Below are 13103 nucleotides of genomic sequence, written 5' to 3' on the forward strand. Positions count from 1 at the left end.
CGGCTTATCTTTGAGTAATGAGCGATCCCAGGCAGCCTGATCACCTTGATTAGCCCGGTAGCATCCTTGGCCACCGTTGCGTCTGATCTCACGACTGTGGCAGGTAAAGGGCCATGTCTGTCGCGCCCGCTTTGCTCAGCTACACGCCAGCGCATCATCCTGATGTGACGGCGGCTGCACCGCCAGGTGCGGAGTTTCGCCGAAGAACTCGATCAGCAGTTCAGTGAGCACACGTATTTTTCGGGCTGGATGCGGACCAGGCGGGCGGATGATGTAGGCACCGGCCGGGGGAGGTGGATGGTTTGTCATGATCGGCACCAGTGCGCCGGATGCCACGTGTTCATGGGTGAGGCAGTCGGGCAGGTAGGCGACGCCGAGGCCTGCGGTCGCAGCGGCGACGAGGGCGATGCCGTTGTCGGCCTTGAAGCGTCCTTGCGGACGAACCGTGATGATCTTGTCGCCGTCCATGAATTGCCAGGTTTCGGTGCCCTGCATGAGCGCCTGATGGGCGATCAGTTCATCCGGTGTCTCGGGTGCGCCGTGCGCCTTGATGTAGTCGGGGCTCGCGACGAGCTTGCCGTACACCGGGCCAATCCGCCTTGCGATCAGATTGGAGTCCTGCAGATAGCCCACCCGGATGGCGCAATCGTATCCCTCGGCAATGAGGTCAACGAAGCGATCGCTGTAGCAGGTCTGGATGTGCAGCTCCGGATGACGACGTGCCATTTGCGCCAGCATCGGGGCGAAGTGAGTCGGGCCGAACGACAGCGGGACGGCCACGCGCAAGCGGCCGCGAAGGGCGCCGGCGGGCAGGATGGTTTCCTTGGCGATGTCGATCTCGGTGCAGACTCTGGCGGCGTAGTCCCGGAACGTCGCGCCGGCCTCAGTCAGTGCCGCCCCGCGAGTGGAGCGTGCCAGCAGTTGCACGCCCAGTTCGGTTTCAAGCCGAGCCAGGCGGCGACTGACGATCGACTTCGATACGCCAAGACGCAGTGCAGCCTGCGAAATGCCCCCGGCATCAGCCACTTCCACGAAGGTCTGTAGTTCTTCGATATCCATTCTTGCGTTCCCCTTTTCGCAACACAGCACGTCGCGCAATGCTACTACTGCATCGAAGATGGGAACAGCACAATGGATTTTCCAGGAACGGCATCATTCGCACATGTCCTGGAGTCCATCAGTCGCACAGGCTCCGGCCTGTTCACAAACGTGCATCACCCATTAAAAGGATTTGCCAATGGCAAGCGAGACTCTCCGCAACCCCGCTACCGATCAGCTACTGACGCCGGAAAATTCGGCGTTGATCATCATCGATTATCAGCCTGTTCAGGTTTCTTCGATCCGCTCGATGCCGCGTGATGAACTCGTCTTCAACATCACCAGCGTCGCCAGGGCAGCGGTCAACTACAACCTTCCGATTATCCACTCGACCGTCAATGTCGCGACCGGCCGCAACAAGCCGCCGATTCAAGAGCTGCAAGAGGTGCTCGGTCATCTGCCGACCTATGACCGCACCTCGATCAACAGTTGGGAGGACACGGAATTCAAGAAGGCAGTCAAGGCGCTCGGGCGCAAGAAGCTCATCATGACTGCGCTCTGGACCGAAGCCTGCCTGACATTCCCGGTGCTCGACGCGATCCAGGAAGGCTATGAAGTTTATGTGCCGGTCGATGCGGTTGGCGGCACATCGCTCGCCGCACACGAGGCGGCGTTGCGCAGAATGGAACAGGCGGGCGCGAAGCTCATCAGCCGGGTGCAGATGTACTGCGAACTGCAGCGGGACTGGGCACGAGAAGTGACCGTGCCGGGCTTTATGGGCGTGTTCGAGAACTTCGACGGGTTCAACGCTGAAAAGGCGCTGGATGAGGCGGACAACAAGGCCTGATTAGCGGGCAGTTAATGAAGGCAGCACTCGCGAAAGCGGGTGCTGCCTTTATTTTTTGCAGTGAATTAGCCGGACACTTTGGCACGCTCGGGCGTCGAAAAGCTTTTCTAGCGACCATTAATTGGCAGAATCTCATTAACTGGCTGCTGCGCATCTATGACGTCGACAGCGGCGAGATTCGCATCGACGGCCAAAACATCACGAAAGTGATGCAAGTCAGACTACGCAGTGCCATCTGGAGGGGCACGCAGAATGCCTCGCTGCTGCATCGTTCCATTCGCGACAACATCGCCTGCGGCCAGCCCGATGCAACCGACGCGCAACGCCGCAGTGCCGCGGCCAGCGCGCTGGCCGATGAGTTAAAAGGACCAACTCTTCGGAACTCTGTAAACCAAGTTGGAAAGTTACCTAGACGGGAAGAAATACTATGGATTCATTCTCCCTACTCCAAACATCTGCTTTTGGCCGAAAGCCGCCATCGAATAGTGCTCTGTTTTTGATCGGAGCTGAGCCACAGCCATCGTTATCAGAGATCCAGAGTCAGCTCTAGGCTCCTGATCCAGTCCTCAGATGCGGAGTATTTTGCGTAATAATCGCTTCTTTCTGCTGGGCTGAGCGCCGAGAAAAATGGAAAAAAATAATGATCATTGTAAAAACCTTGAGCACCCTGCATGTCTCCTCCCCACCAAGACGCCTCGAAGCCTTCGAAGACCACCCACGGAGGAGGAACCGTGATTTTTGTATCACCTAGCAGGCTTAATAGCTCAGAACTGTTTGTGATCAGTCGGATCGTTGCGCTATTAAACTCTTTATACGAAATAGAAAATATAAGGTATTCACTTCTGGATCTGTGCTGAAAGCGGGTTACAGTCAATCCATTAAAAGCCTTTTCATTGACAGGTGAGAACCGTTCGCCAATGAGCTTTTCTAGAACGACTGTCTCAGCTTTGTCTATGAGGAAACTTGAGTAATAAGCTTGTACGCCTACAGGAGTCAATACTGAAAAAATAGGGTAACTTGGACGCTGCCCTACAGCATCAGTGATCGCGTCTAAAAATATAGACTTTAACTCCAGTATTGAGTATCCAACAATTTGCTCTTCAGGGGCGGTTTTGAAAAAGCCCTTCATGCGACCAAAAAAACTCATATACATTCTCACTCTTGTAAGTAGTCAGTGAGCCAAGTGGCGCCCAAGTAACCTGCAGTGCCGAATATTATTCCACCAATTGCACCACTTACAAATGCACCAGGCCCTGTCTCTATACCAACCGCCGCACCTGCAACGAAACCTATCCTTGCACCGACCATGGCGCTACCCCAGCCTCCGGCTTGTTTCACAACCTCAATAGATATCGGTTTAACGCTATTTTGCTTTATTGATTCTTCTGCGGCTAATTTTAAGTCGTAGGCGGTAAATCCGATGGCAAAAACTCTTACGACTCTTGCCCCCTTCATAAGAGTATTGGTAACTTGGTAAGATCTTGGTGTGAAAATCGCGTTGGCTGGAATCTTCTCTGCTTTTACCAATACTTCTTTATCGATATCCTTGACCCAACTTGCAATCTGATCGATCCTCGCTACGTTTTTCGGCGCTATTTTTTTATAGTCCTCTAAAGACTTGAGTATCTCTTCCGTTGTAACTAGTTTTGCTCCGGCCGCCTTTGCTTTTTCAATATCGATATAGATAACTTTCCCATCGAACCTAGGAGATCCGCCAGGAAACTCGGAACTTGTAGATAGATAGCTTGATGGGTATTTTCTGCTACTGAATACATGTTCTGCCACAGTGGCGTTAGAGTTTGGAGCGACGGGGCGCATACCGTATTTTTCAGGCCAGACTTCATGCTTCATCTGGAACTCAGGTAAGTTTTTTGCAACCAAATGCGGATTGTCGGGAGATGAGTAGATCTTTCTAACTAAGAATCCATCTTTCCCTATTTCGTCCACTGCGACGAAAAGATGGATATTTGCCGGCATGGCATATCCAGGTACGTTGCTTACCGACCCGACGTCCTTGTTCGTGGGCACTTTGCAAGAAAACTCTGTCACGCATCACCCCACTTCTCTAATGCCGCAACTCCTGTAGTAATTTCCAGAGTTTCTTGCTTGCTCGTAGCAATTCTTGGCGTACGCCCTGACTCATCTGAAAACCCGGTATAGACCATCCCAGACTCATCTTTGATGTGGTAGGGAACGTTAGCTAGTGGCTGACCATCAGCACCAACGATCCGAAACTGTTCATCGAAGACTAGAGCCCACAGTGGCATTGCGGATGGAGGTGTGATATGCGCTGGGGTATGTGAGTTGCCAATTATTACGGTACTGGAACCAGTAATGACGTTATTACCATGGGCGCCAGTGCTGCCTACGGTTGCTGCAGGCAATCCATTGATCAGAACCGTCGAAGCTACATCTCCGACGATAGGGCTGCCACATGCGCTCTTGTCAGTTTGCCGTGCAGCAGCTAACCCATCGAAGAAAACGTCTGGAGACCCGGAGGCTATTGGATTGACGCCATGCCCAGGTAGGGGGCAAGAAGTGGAATCGGTCACGCGAGCGGCGGGTTTGCCTGACATCTTTAACATCCTTGTAAATTAGCAACAGATGAATTTTGGCATAAAAGAAAGGTCGCCAACCATACGTACACCATCTGGAGCGTTCGGATGGCGCGTTGAAAATGGGACATTTGCTTGGGGCTCGCCTTGTTTCAATGGCTGCTGGTGGTCAAAAGCAGTCTGTCGTGAACCCAGCCACTCACATCATTATCGGTGACGTGCTTTCAATCACTTGATCGATTCTGGCCAGCAATGATGAGTCCAGGTACGGCATGACTTCGAGTGCGCCAAGGTTCTCTTGCAACTTTTTCAGACTTGAGGCGCCGATCAACATCAGCCGCAACTGCGGGCAGGATTGGGTGCCGTCTTCCCGGCATGTTCCTTTGGTCGCCTGCGCGGAACGTCAACCGGGCAGTCGCTCTCTACGGGTCATCCTGTGATGAGAGAAGTCCATGTTCGGTCAACAAAAGAAAGACGCCGTCGCAGCCTGGCGCAAACTGGCAACGCAATCGCAAGGCTGGATGGCTCCGCAGGACCAATACAACGAGCTGCTCAAGGCTGCGGACAATTGGAAGCCCGGCACTTGATCACCAGCGCCGAATGGCGACAGTTGGTGCGCGATGCTGGAAACGTTTTCACCGATGTCCGGCCAAGAGAGCCCAGGGACGAGATGTCCTGACGTCTGCTTTTTCTACAGCCGCTGAGCATGCGTCGAGGCATTGATTGTGTGTTCCAAAGGGCCGCCCCGCGAGTCTTTCAGCAACTGCGCGAAAGCGCTCTTGTCGATCGGCCGACTCATGAAGTACCCCTGAACCTCGTTGCATTGATCCTTGCCGAGAATGTCCAGTTGCTCCTCGGTTTCCACACCTTCTGCGGTGACGGTCAGGCCCATGGCTTTGCCCAGGCCGATGATCGCCTGCACCACGGCGCGATCGTTGGCGCCGTGACTGATCGAGGCGATGAAACGCTTGTCGATCTTGATCCCGTCGAACGGGTACGCGCGCAGGTAGCCGAGGGACGAGTAGCCGGTGCCGAAGTCGTCCATGTTCAGGCGCACGCCCAGTTCCTTGAGCGCATTCATCGTGGCCAGTGCGCCGTCGGTGTCGACGAGCATCACGTTTTCGGTGATTTCCAGCTCCAGGCGACTGGCCGGGAAACGCGTCTGCACCAGCGCTTCGCGCACGTCTTCGACGACATCGCTGAGGGCGAACTGCGCCGGGGACAGGTTGACCGACAGCAGGATGTCCGACGGCCAGGTCAGTGCGGTTTCACAGGCTTCGCGCAGCACCCAGCGCCCCAGCGGCACAATCAGGTCGGTCTGTTCTGCCAGGCCGATGAACAGGTCCGGCCCGAGCAGGCCCTTGGTCGGATGCTGCCAGCGCACCAACGCCTCGACTGAGACGATGTGCTTGCCGTCGACCTTGTAGCGCGGCTGGTAGTGCAGGACGAATTCGTCGTTCTTCAGCGCGCCGCGCAAGTCGCTTTCCATCTGCCGGCGTGTCTGGATCTGGTCGCTCATGTGCGCTTCGAAATAGCACCAGGTGTTTTTGCCCTCGGACTTGGCCTGATACAGCGCGATGTCGGCGCAGCGGATCAACTCGCTGGGGACGAAGCCCTGACGCCGGCTCAGGGCGATGCCGATGCTCGCGCCCACGTGCAGCGGATGGTGCTCGAAGGCTAGCGGTTGGTGCAGGCTCTCGACCAGCCGCGTGCAGAACCGGTCGACCTCGTGGCGGCTGTCCATGCCATTGAGCACCACGACGAATTCATCGCCACCCAGGCGCGCGACGATGTCGTGTTCGCGGGTGCATTCGCGCAGGCGACTGGCGACCTCCTGCAACACCGCATCGCCGGCCGGATGCCCGAGGGAGTCGTTGATCGGCTTGAAGTTGTCCAGGTCGATCACCAGCAGCGACAAGGGTGGCGCGTGTTCCTTGAGCAGCAGCGCATCGTCCAGATAGCGCGCCAACTGGTTGCGATTGGGCAGGCCGGTGAGGGCGTCGTGCATCGACAGGTGCTGGATCTGCGCATGGGCCGCGACTTCGTCGGTGATGTCACTGGCGGTACCGCGATAGCCGCCCACGGCGTGCTTGTCGATGATCGGCCGCGCCGACAACCGGCAATGACGTTGCTGCCCGGCGTGATCGCGGTAGGTGCAGCGCAGGTCGCTGGCATTGCTGTCTTCGCTGAGTTTTTTCAGCCACAGCTCCAGCGGCGTGGTAGCGCACGCCACCAGTTGCCCGATGCCTTGCCCGAGCCACTGGGTTTGCGGGTAACCGGTCACTTCACTGAAACGCGCCGAGAGGTAGGTCAGGCGCAGTTGGTTGTCGACTTCCCAGATCCAGTCCGACGCCGCTTCGGCCACCGCGCGAAAGCGTTCTTCGCTGGCTTCCAGGGCATGGTTGGCCGCCTCCAGCGCCTGGTTCGAGGCCTGCAGCGTGCTGAAACTCTGGTCGACGTATCGGGAAGATCGCAACGCGTGGCGCAAGAAATAGGCGGTCAACAGCATCAGGACCGCCAGTACCGCGCCGAGGGTCGGCAACAATGACCACAACAGGTGCTGGCCGGGGCGTTCCAGATCTGCCGTCAGGCTGTAACCGGTATTGTCCAGCGGCACTCGCGGCCGTTCCTTGGCGAGCAGCTCGTCCGGGGTCAGATTCAGGTTCTGCAAGCCATAGGCGACGCCGATGGCCCGCAGTTTGGTCGGCGTCAGCTTGTCAACGAACACCAGGACCGAGGTCTGCTTCGGGTCGCCCAACGGGCGCTCATCGTTGGGCAGGATCACTGCTGCCGTGACCAGTGCCGGCCAGCCGTCGAACAGCGAATAGGTGCTGATTGGCACGGTCAGATCAGGCTGACTTTGCACCTGGTCCACCAGCGACGCCGCAGGCACCTTGAGCAGGCGCGAAATGTCGACGTCCTCCAGTTGGCCCTGCAGCACTGCATATTTCGTACGTTGGCGATCAAGCACGAACACGCCGTCATAGCCGTCACTGGTAAACAGGGTCTTGCCGACATTCTGCTGGGTGTAGGCCCAGTCGGTATCGACTTGGGTGCTCAGGTGTTCGTAGGCCGTCGTCCAGTCGGCGTAGCTGGTGATGTAGCTTTTGGACGCAGCAATACGGTTTTCCAGGGCGCGAGCTGTGTAGAACAGGGTTTCGTCGATATCCTCGCGATCCAGCCGGGCAGCGATGCCAAGCAGAGTGCCGACGGCGGCAATCACCCCGACAATAAAAAGCGTGCCGACCGCAAACGCCAGCCGACGAGTGATTGCACTTTGCTGAGGTGGAACAGGCGCGGCGGGAGCGAAGACATCCATAGGCTCGTCCTTGATTCTTTATCTGAATCATCTGGAACAGCGGCCGGTGCGCAATGTTCAATGTGTTTTTTGTGATTGCGCAGAGGCGGATTTCCCAAGCGTAGTGAATGCTTGGGGATTTTGCCTTTGGTGCAACGCTATTGCGCCCTGAGTAATTGATCCAGCGCGTGGGGGGGGGCAATGGGGTGTCGTTGACCCAAGTGTTACTGAGCTACCGTTCTGCACCTTTGCGGGGCTCGCAATGAGCCATCGGGTAGCACATCTCAAGTTTCGGGCTGCAGAGGCTGATCGCTGTATGCCGGGAGCTCTTTCCTTAAGTGATTCAAATCAAGCGCTTGGCACGAGGCGGCGGAATCTGGCACGCATCATGCTTTTTTGTATCTGTGGATAATTGGATACAAAAAGACAAAAGGTGCCGCCATGCAATTCGCTCCCGCCTACGACCAACGTCAACCGATGACTGCCGAGGAAGAGGCCTACAACTTTCTGCTGGAGGGCATCTGCGGTGGCCGTTATCGCAAGGGCGACCGGCTGATCGCCGAGGACATTGCCAGCGAAATCGGCATGAGCCGCATGCCCGTGCGCGAAGCCTTTCGCCGTCTCGATGCGCAGGGGCTGGTGACTCTCAGACCCAACCGTGGCGCGGTGGTCAGCGGTCTGGATGTCGAGCAAATGCACGAAGTGTTCGAGATGCGCAGCGCGCTGGAAGGCCTGGCGATGCGCATCGCGGTGCCGAAAATCAGCGAGCGTCAGTTGACGGCGCTGGAGCGACTGCTCGATGAAATGGATGACTACCGCGACGAGAGTGCGGCGTGGGTCAGCCGTCACCGCAAGTTCCATGAATACCTGTGCAGCCTCAGCGGCCGGCCACGATTGGTGAAGCAGATCAGCGCGCTTTATTCGCTGATCGAAGCGCCGATGCGCCTGTGGTTGCAGCACATTGAAAAGCCCCTGAGCGCCCGCCAGGAACACCAGATGATCCTCGACGCGATTCGTGCCGGCGACGCCAGCAAGGCCGAGGCCGTGGTGCGCGAACACATCGAAGGCACGGTGCCCGAGCTGATCAGTTTTTTGCAATCGGAAAAATAACCACAGAGCGGAACACGAGTCCGCCGATGTTTTGACGTTGAGTACTGCCCCGTTACTAACCGAACTGGAGTGTCTGGTCATGCATACGTCTCGCCTGTTACTGGCTGCAATTTCCCTGGGACTCTGTACGCAGTGGGCGGTTGCCGCACCCACGGTGCCGGAGCGCATGGTCAAGGTCGACAAACTCACTTATTGCTCGGGCATGGATTCACCGCCGCTGGTGTCCTTCGATGAAGCGCAAAAACCCAAGGGCCTGACCGTCGACCTCGGGCTGGAAATCGCCAAGCGTTTGGGCGACAAAAAAGTCGATTGGCGGGTGATTCCGTTCTCCGGATTGCTCCCGGCGTTGCTCGCCAAACAATGCGACATGATCGTCGACCAGTTGTTCGACAAGCCCGAGCGCCGCGAGGTGATCGATATCGTCAACTACATGTATTCCAGTCAGGCGGTCGTCGTGCCGAAGGGCAATCCGAAGGCGCTCAAGACCCTGACGGACCTCAGCGGACACAAGATCGCGGTACTCAACGGCTCGACCATCAAGACCTTGCTCGACACCGAGAACGAAAGCCTGACCAAGGCCGGCAAGCCACCAATGAAACTGGTGGTCTACAACACTGACACCGATGCCTTCCAGGCCTTGCGTATCAAACAGGTCGACGCTTACGGCACCACGGTCGAAACCGCCGGTTATTACGCCGCGATGGCCCCGGACCTGTTCGAAGAAGGCGTGCCGGCCTTCAGCCGGATTCTCACCGGCCTGGGCATTCGCAAGGACGATCCGCAACTGAGCGCCGCCGTGCAGCAGGTCATCACCGACATGCGCAGCGACGGCAGCTACAACCAGCTCCTGAGTAAATGGCACGTCGCCAGCGACACACTCGATTGAGGTAAGCGTTGATGAACTTCAATTGGGATGTGTTCTGGCAGTATCTGTTGCAGCCCAGCGGGGTGTACCTCACCGGGCTCTGGTTGACCTGCCTGATCAGCGTGTTGGCGATGTTATTGGGCTGTGTTCTGGGCCTGGCCGCCGCGCTGTTGCGCTTGTCGAAGAACCCTTTGCTGCATCTGCCGGTGCGCTTTTACGTGTGGCTGATGCGGGGCACGCCGTTGCTGGTGCAAATCGTTTTCCTCTACACGGCACTGGCGGCCGGCGGGATTTTTCGCTTTGAAGACATTGAACTGTTCGGGCTGGTGATCCCCGGCAACATCCAGGCCGCGATTATCGCCCTGGGCCTCAACGAAGGCGCGTACATGGCCGAGATCATTCGTGCCGGGATCGGCGCCGTGGACAAGGGCCAGTACGAGGCCGGACGTTCACTGGGCATGACCTTCGCCAAACTGATGCGGCGCATCGTGCTGCCACAGGCCTTCCGGGTGATCGTGCCGCCGCTGGGCAACGAGTTTAACGTGATGCTGAAAAACACCACGCTGGTCAGTGTGATCGGTGTGCAGGAGCTGTTGCTCAGCACGCAGATGGTCACCTCGGCGACCTTTCGGGTGTTCGAGTTGTACCTGGTGGTGGCGATCTATTTCCTGCTGCTCACCACGCTGTGGGGCTTCTTTCAGCGCTGGCTGGAGCATCGTTTCGGCCAGTCGGACAGACCTTCCGCGCCGCCGCCGGCGTCCAGCCGGATGTTCGGTCGCAGCACCCTGAAACTGCTGAGGGGACGTTAATCATGGCGCATCAAAGCGACGAGCTGATCATCGAGGCGCTGAACATTCACAAGTCCTTCGGCGATCTGCAGATTCTCAAGGGCATTTCCCTGCAAGTGCGGCGCGGTGAAGTGGTGGTGCTGATCGGTGCTTCGGGCTCGGGCAAGACCACGTTTATCCGCTGCATCAACCTGCTCGAAGACATTCAGTCCGGGGAGATTCGGGTCAGCGGCCGGCCCATGGGCTATCGCACCCGGGCGGACGGCAGCCTGGTGCGCGATTCCGAGCGCAACATCGCTCGCCAGCGCCGCGACATCGGCATGGTGTTCCAGCGCTTCAACCTGTTCCCGCACATGACCGCCCTGGAAAACATCATCGAAGCGCCGATTCAGGTGTTGGGCGTATCGCGCCAGGCTGCGCTGGAGCAGGCCCAAGCACTGCTAAAACGGGTTGGACTGGCGGACAAGGCCAGCCATTACCCCTCGATGCTCTCCGGCGGCCAGCAGCAACGGGTGGCGATCGCCCGGGCGCTGGCGATGAAACCCCAGGCGATGCTGTTCGACGAACCCACCAGCGCCCTCGACCCGGAAACCGTCGGCGAGGTGCTGCAGGTCATGAAGGAGCTGGCCGAGGAGGGCATGACCATGGTCGTGGTCACCCATGAAATGGGTTTTGCCCGTGAAGTGGCCGACCGGGTGGTGGTGCTTGATCAGGGCGAACTGATCGAACAAGGCCCGCCGGAACAGATTTTCAGCCGTCCCGTTCATCCCCGTACTCAAGCCTTTCTCAGCCGCGTGCTGTGAACTTCACAAGGAAATCGACGATGCGTTTATCGAGTGTGTTCGCGACGCCGTGGCCCCGACACGTTGAAGAACTTCGAGAAAGACCGCCGGAAAACTTCCAGCGCCTGATCACCCGCGAATGGAACCGGATCAAGTCCGGTCAATGAATCCCGTTTTGAAGAGCCTTTGCCATGTTGAAATTCTCCGCTCACGAGTATCCCTATCCATCGCAACGCCAAAGCGTGTTTGCCCGTCGCGGCATGGTCGCGGCGTCCCAGCCGCTGGCTGCTCAGGCCGGCATCGAGATGCTGCAAAAGGGTGGCAATGCGATTGACGCCGCCATCGCCACGGCGGCGGCGCTGACCGTGGTCGAACCTACGGGCTGTGGCCTGGGCGGCGATGCGTTTGCTCTGGTCTGGTTCAAGGATCAGTTGCATGGCCTTAACGCCAACGGCCATGCCCCGGCCAGTCTGAGCATCGAAGCGGTCAAGGCGGCCGGTCATGAGCAGATGCCGCTGTATGGCTGGACGCCGGTGACGGTGCCGGGTTGCCCATCGGCCTGGGCCGAGCTGTCGCAACGTTTTGGCGTGCTGCCGTTCGCCGATTTGCTGCAGCCGGCGATCAGTCTGGCCAGAGACGGTTTTCCGCTGTCGCCGGTGGTTGCCCATCAGTGGCAGATCGCGCTGGATGAATTCGGTCCCCATCGCGATGAAGTACTGCAGGCCTGGTTCGACACCTTTTTGATTGACGGTCGCGCACCCAAGGCAGGGGAGCTGTTCCGTAACCCGGCGCAGGCGCGCACCCTTGAAGAGTTGGCGGCGAGCCGCTGTGAGAGCCTGTATCGCGGCGCGCTGGCGCAACGCCTGGATGCGCATTCTCGGGCTACCGGCGGCTATCTGCGTGCCACGGATCTGGCACATTACCGCGCGCAATGGGTAGAGCCGATCCACGTCAATTACCGGGGCGTGGATGTCTGGGAAATCCCACCGAGCGGGCAGGGACTGGTTGCGTTGATGGCGCTGAAGATTCTTGAAGGCTTCGACTTTGATCACCGTGACAGCCAGCAGACCTGGCATCGTCAACTGGAGGCGATGAAACTGGCCTACAGCGATGGCCTGCACTACATCACCGATCCGCTGCACATGCGGGTGGTCGTGGCCGATTTGTTGAGCGATGACTACAGCGCTCGTCGCCGTGAACAGATCGGCGAACAGGCCCAGCCGCCGAAACCGGGCGATCCTCACGCCAGTGGCACGGTGTATCTGGCCACGGCCGACGGGCAAGGCAATATGGTCTCGTTCATTCAGAGCAATTACCACGGCTTTGGCTCGGGCGTGGTGCTGCCTGACAGCGGCATTGCCCTGCAAAATCGCGGGCAGGAATTCAGCCTTGATCCTGAGCACGCCAACGCACTGGCCCCGGGCAAGAAGACCTTCCACACGATCATTCCCGGCTTCCTCACCAAGGACGGTCAGGCGCTTGGGCCGTTCGGCGTGATGGGCGGCTACATGCAGCCCCAAGGCCATGTGCAGATGGTGATGAACCTGGTGGATTTCGGCCTGAACCCGCAGTCAGCACTGGACGCGCCGCGCTGGCAATGGCTGGGCGGCATGAAGGTCGGCATCGAGCAGGGCGCCTCAAGGGATCTGGCCAATGCACTGGCACGTCGCGGGCATGAGGTGCAGATCGCCAGTGACCTGACGGATTACGGCAGAGGGCAGATCATTCTGCGTGACCCGGTGACTGGCGTGCTGTGTGGCGGAACTGAGCCGAGGGCGGATTCGCATATTGCGGTGTGGTGAGGACAGATAGGCCTCACC

General features: G+C 58.2%; 13 protein-coding genes and 1 pseudogene. 9 read left to right on the forward strand and 5 right to left on the reverse strand.

Features of this window, described 5'->3' with window-relative positions; translation table 11 throughout:
* Positions 1-135: 135 nt before the first annotated feature.
* Positions 136-1059 (reverse strand): LysR family transcriptional regulator, encoded by a 924-nt coding sequence (locus tag NN484_RS21445; protein ID WP_127647445.1) that lies wholly within the window; start codon positions 1057-1059, stop codon positions 136-138.
* Between the two features lie 178 nt (positions 1060-1237).
* On the opposite strand from NN484_RS21445, the gene NN484_RS21450 reads away from it, so the two are divergent.
* Both NN484_RS21450 and NN484_RS21455 read left to right on the forward strand, forming a co-directional pair.
* Entirely contained in the window at positions 1238-1885 is a 648-nt protein-coding gene (locus tag NN484_RS21450) for a hydrolase (RefSeq protein WP_274657823.1), read from the forward strand.
* Positions 1886-1965: 80 nt separating this feature from the next.
* Positions 1966-2244, forward strand: a pseudogene (locus NN484_RS21455) (multidrug ABC transporter ATP-binding protein); the annotation flags it as partial.
* 167 nt (positions 2245-2411) lie between these two features.
* On the opposite strand, the gene NN484_RS21460 reads toward NN484_RS21455, so the two are convergent.
* The 3 genes from NN484_RS21460 to NN484_RS21470 all read right to left on the reverse strand — a co-directional run bounded on the left by NN484_RS21460 (position 2412) and on the right by NN484_RS21470 (position 4461).
* The gene (locus NN484_RS21460; protein ID WP_274657824.1) at positions 2412-3032 is read right to left on the reverse strand and encodes a hypothetical protein; all 621 of its coding nucleotides are present in this window, start codon (positions 3030-3032) and stop codon (positions 2412-2414) included.
* A gap of 8 nt (positions 3033-3040) precedes the next feature.
* Positions 3041-3862: a glycine zipper family protein gene (locus NN484_RS21465; protein WP_274657825.1), complete on the reverse strand. Its 822-nt coding sequence runs from the start codon at positions 3860-3862 to the stop codon at positions 3041-3043.
* Between the two features lie 68 nt (positions 3863-3930).
* Entirely contained in the window at positions 3931-4461 is a 531-nt protein-coding gene (locus NN484_RS21470) for a PAAR domain-containing protein (RefSeq protein ID WP_274657826.1), read from the reverse strand.
* Between the two features lie 431 nt (positions 4462-4892).
* On the opposite strand from NN484_RS21470, the gene NN484_RS21475 reads away from it, so the two are divergent.
* Positions 4893-5027: a hypothetical protein gene (locus NN484_RS21475; RefSeq protein ID WP_274657827.1), complete on the forward strand. Its 135-nt coding sequence runs from the start codon at positions 4893-4895 to the stop codon at positions 5025-5027.
* A 104-nt stretch (positions 5028-5131) separates the two neighbouring features.
* Here NN484_RS21475 and NN484_RS21480 read toward each other — a convergent pair whose 3' ends face one another.
* The gene (locus NN484_RS21480) at positions 5132-7759 is read right to left on the reverse strand and encodes a bifunctional diguanylate cyclase/phosphodiesterase (RefSeq protein ID WP_274657828.1); all 2628 of its coding nucleotides are present in this window, start codon (positions 7757-7759) and stop codon (positions 5132-5134) included.
* Positions 7760-8179: 420 nt separating this feature from the next.
* Here NN484_RS21480 and NN484_RS21485 point away from each other — a divergent pair, with 420 nt between their 5' ends.
* From NN484_RS21485 to NN484_RS21510, 6 genes are all read left to right on the forward strand, one after another.
* On the forward strand, positions 8180-8848 hold the full coding sequence (locus tag NN484_RS21485; RefSeq protein ID WP_127647437.1) for a GntR family transcriptional regulator: 669 nt from the start codon (positions 8180-8182) through the stop codon (positions 8846-8848).
* A gap of 79 nt (positions 8849-8927) precedes the next feature.
* Positions 8928-9734 carry an ABC transporter substrate-binding protein gene (locus NN484_RS21490; RefSeq protein WP_274657829.1) on the forward strand — a complete coding sequence of 269 codons (807 nt, stop codon included), beginning with the start codon at positions 8928-8930 and terminating at the stop codon, positions 9732-9734.
* 11 nt (positions 9735-9745) lie between these two features.
* Positions 9746-10522: an amino acid ABC transporter permease gene (locus tag NN484_RS21495; RefSeq protein ID WP_064587562.1), complete on the forward strand. Its 777-nt coding sequence runs from the start codon at positions 9746-9748 to the stop codon at positions 10520-10522.
* A gap of 2 nt (positions 10523-10524) precedes the next feature.
* On the forward strand, positions 10525-11304 hold the full coding sequence (locus tag NN484_RS21500) for an amino acid ABC transporter ATP-binding protein (RefSeq protein ID WP_127647433.1): 780 nt from the start codon (positions 10525-10527) through the stop codon (positions 11302-11304).
* A gap of 20 nt (positions 11305-11324) precedes the next feature.
* Positions 11325-11450, forward strand: a complete 126-nt coding sequence (locus NN484_RS21505) for a hypothetical protein (RefSeq protein ID WP_274657830.1) — start codon at positions 11325-11327, stop codon at positions 11448-11450.
* Between the two features lie 24 nt (positions 11451-11474).
* Positions 11475-13085 carry a gamma-glutamyltransferase family protein gene (locus NN484_RS21510; protein WP_274657831.1) on the forward strand — a complete coding sequence of 537 codons (1611 nt, stop codon included), beginning with the start codon at positions 11475-11477 and terminating at the stop codon, positions 13083-13085.
* Positions 13086-13103: the final 18 nt, after the last annotated feature.

Source organism: Pseudomonas serboccidentalis (assembly GCF_028830055.1).
Taxonomy (GTDB): domain Bacteria; phylum Pseudomonadota; class Gammaproteobacteria; order Pseudomonadales; family Pseudomonadaceae; genus Aquipseudomonas; species Aquipseudomonas serboccidentalis.

Bases quoted from the DNA above. Each gene is read 5' to 3' on its own strand.
- NN484_RS21450 (WP_274657823.1), top strand. From the start codon at position 1,238: ATGGCAAGCGAGACTCTCCGCAACCCCGCTACCGATCAGCTACTGACG.
- NN484_RS21465 (WP_274657825.1), bottom strand. From the start codon at position 3,862: ATGCCGGCAAATATCCATCTTTTCGTCGCAGTGGACGAAATAGGGAAA.
- NN484_RS21475 (WP_274657827.1), top strand. From the start codon at position 4,893: ATGTTCGGTCAACAAAAGAAAGACGCCGTCGCAGCCTGGCGCAAACTG.
- NN484_RS21485 (WP_127647437.1), top strand. From the start codon at position 8,180: ATGCAATTCGCTCCCGCCTACGACCAACGTCAACCGATGACTGCCGAG.
- NN484_RS21495 (WP_064587562.1), top strand. From the start codon at position 9,746: ATGAACTTCAATTGGGATGTGTTCTGGCAGTATCTGTTGCAGCCCAGC.
- NN484_RS21510 (WP_274657831.1), top strand. From the start codon at position 11,475: ATGTTGAAATTCTCCGCTCACGAGTATCCCTATCCATCGCAACGCCAA.
- NN484_RS21470 (WP_274657826.1), bottom strand. From the start codon at position 4,461: ATGTCAGGCAAACCCGCCGCTCGCGTGACCGATTCCACTTCTTGCCCC.
- NN484_RS21480 (WP_274657828.1), bottom strand. From the start codon at position 7,759: ATGGATGTCTTCGCTCCCGCCGCGCCTGTTCCACCTCAGCAAAGTGCA.
- NN484_RS21500 (WP_127647433.1), top strand. From the start codon at position 10,525: ATGGCGCATCAAAGCGACGAGCTGATCATCGAGGCGCTGAACATTCAC.
- NN484_RS21460 (WP_274657824.1), bottom strand. From the start codon at position 3,032: ATGAGTTTTTTTGGTCGCATGAAGGGCTTTTTCAAAACCGCCCCTGAA.
- NN484_RS21445 (WP_127647445.1), bottom strand. From the start codon at position 1,059: ATGGATATCGAAGAACTACAGACCTTCGTGGAAGTGGCTGATGCCGGG.
- NN484_RS21490 (WP_274657829.1), top strand. From the start codon at position 8,928: ATGCATACGTCTCGCCTGTTACTGGCTGCAATTTCCCTGGGACTCTGT.
- NN484_RS21505 (WP_274657830.1), top strand. From the start codon at position 11,325: ATGCGTTTATCGAGTGTGTTCGCGACGCCGTGGCCCCGACACGTTGAA.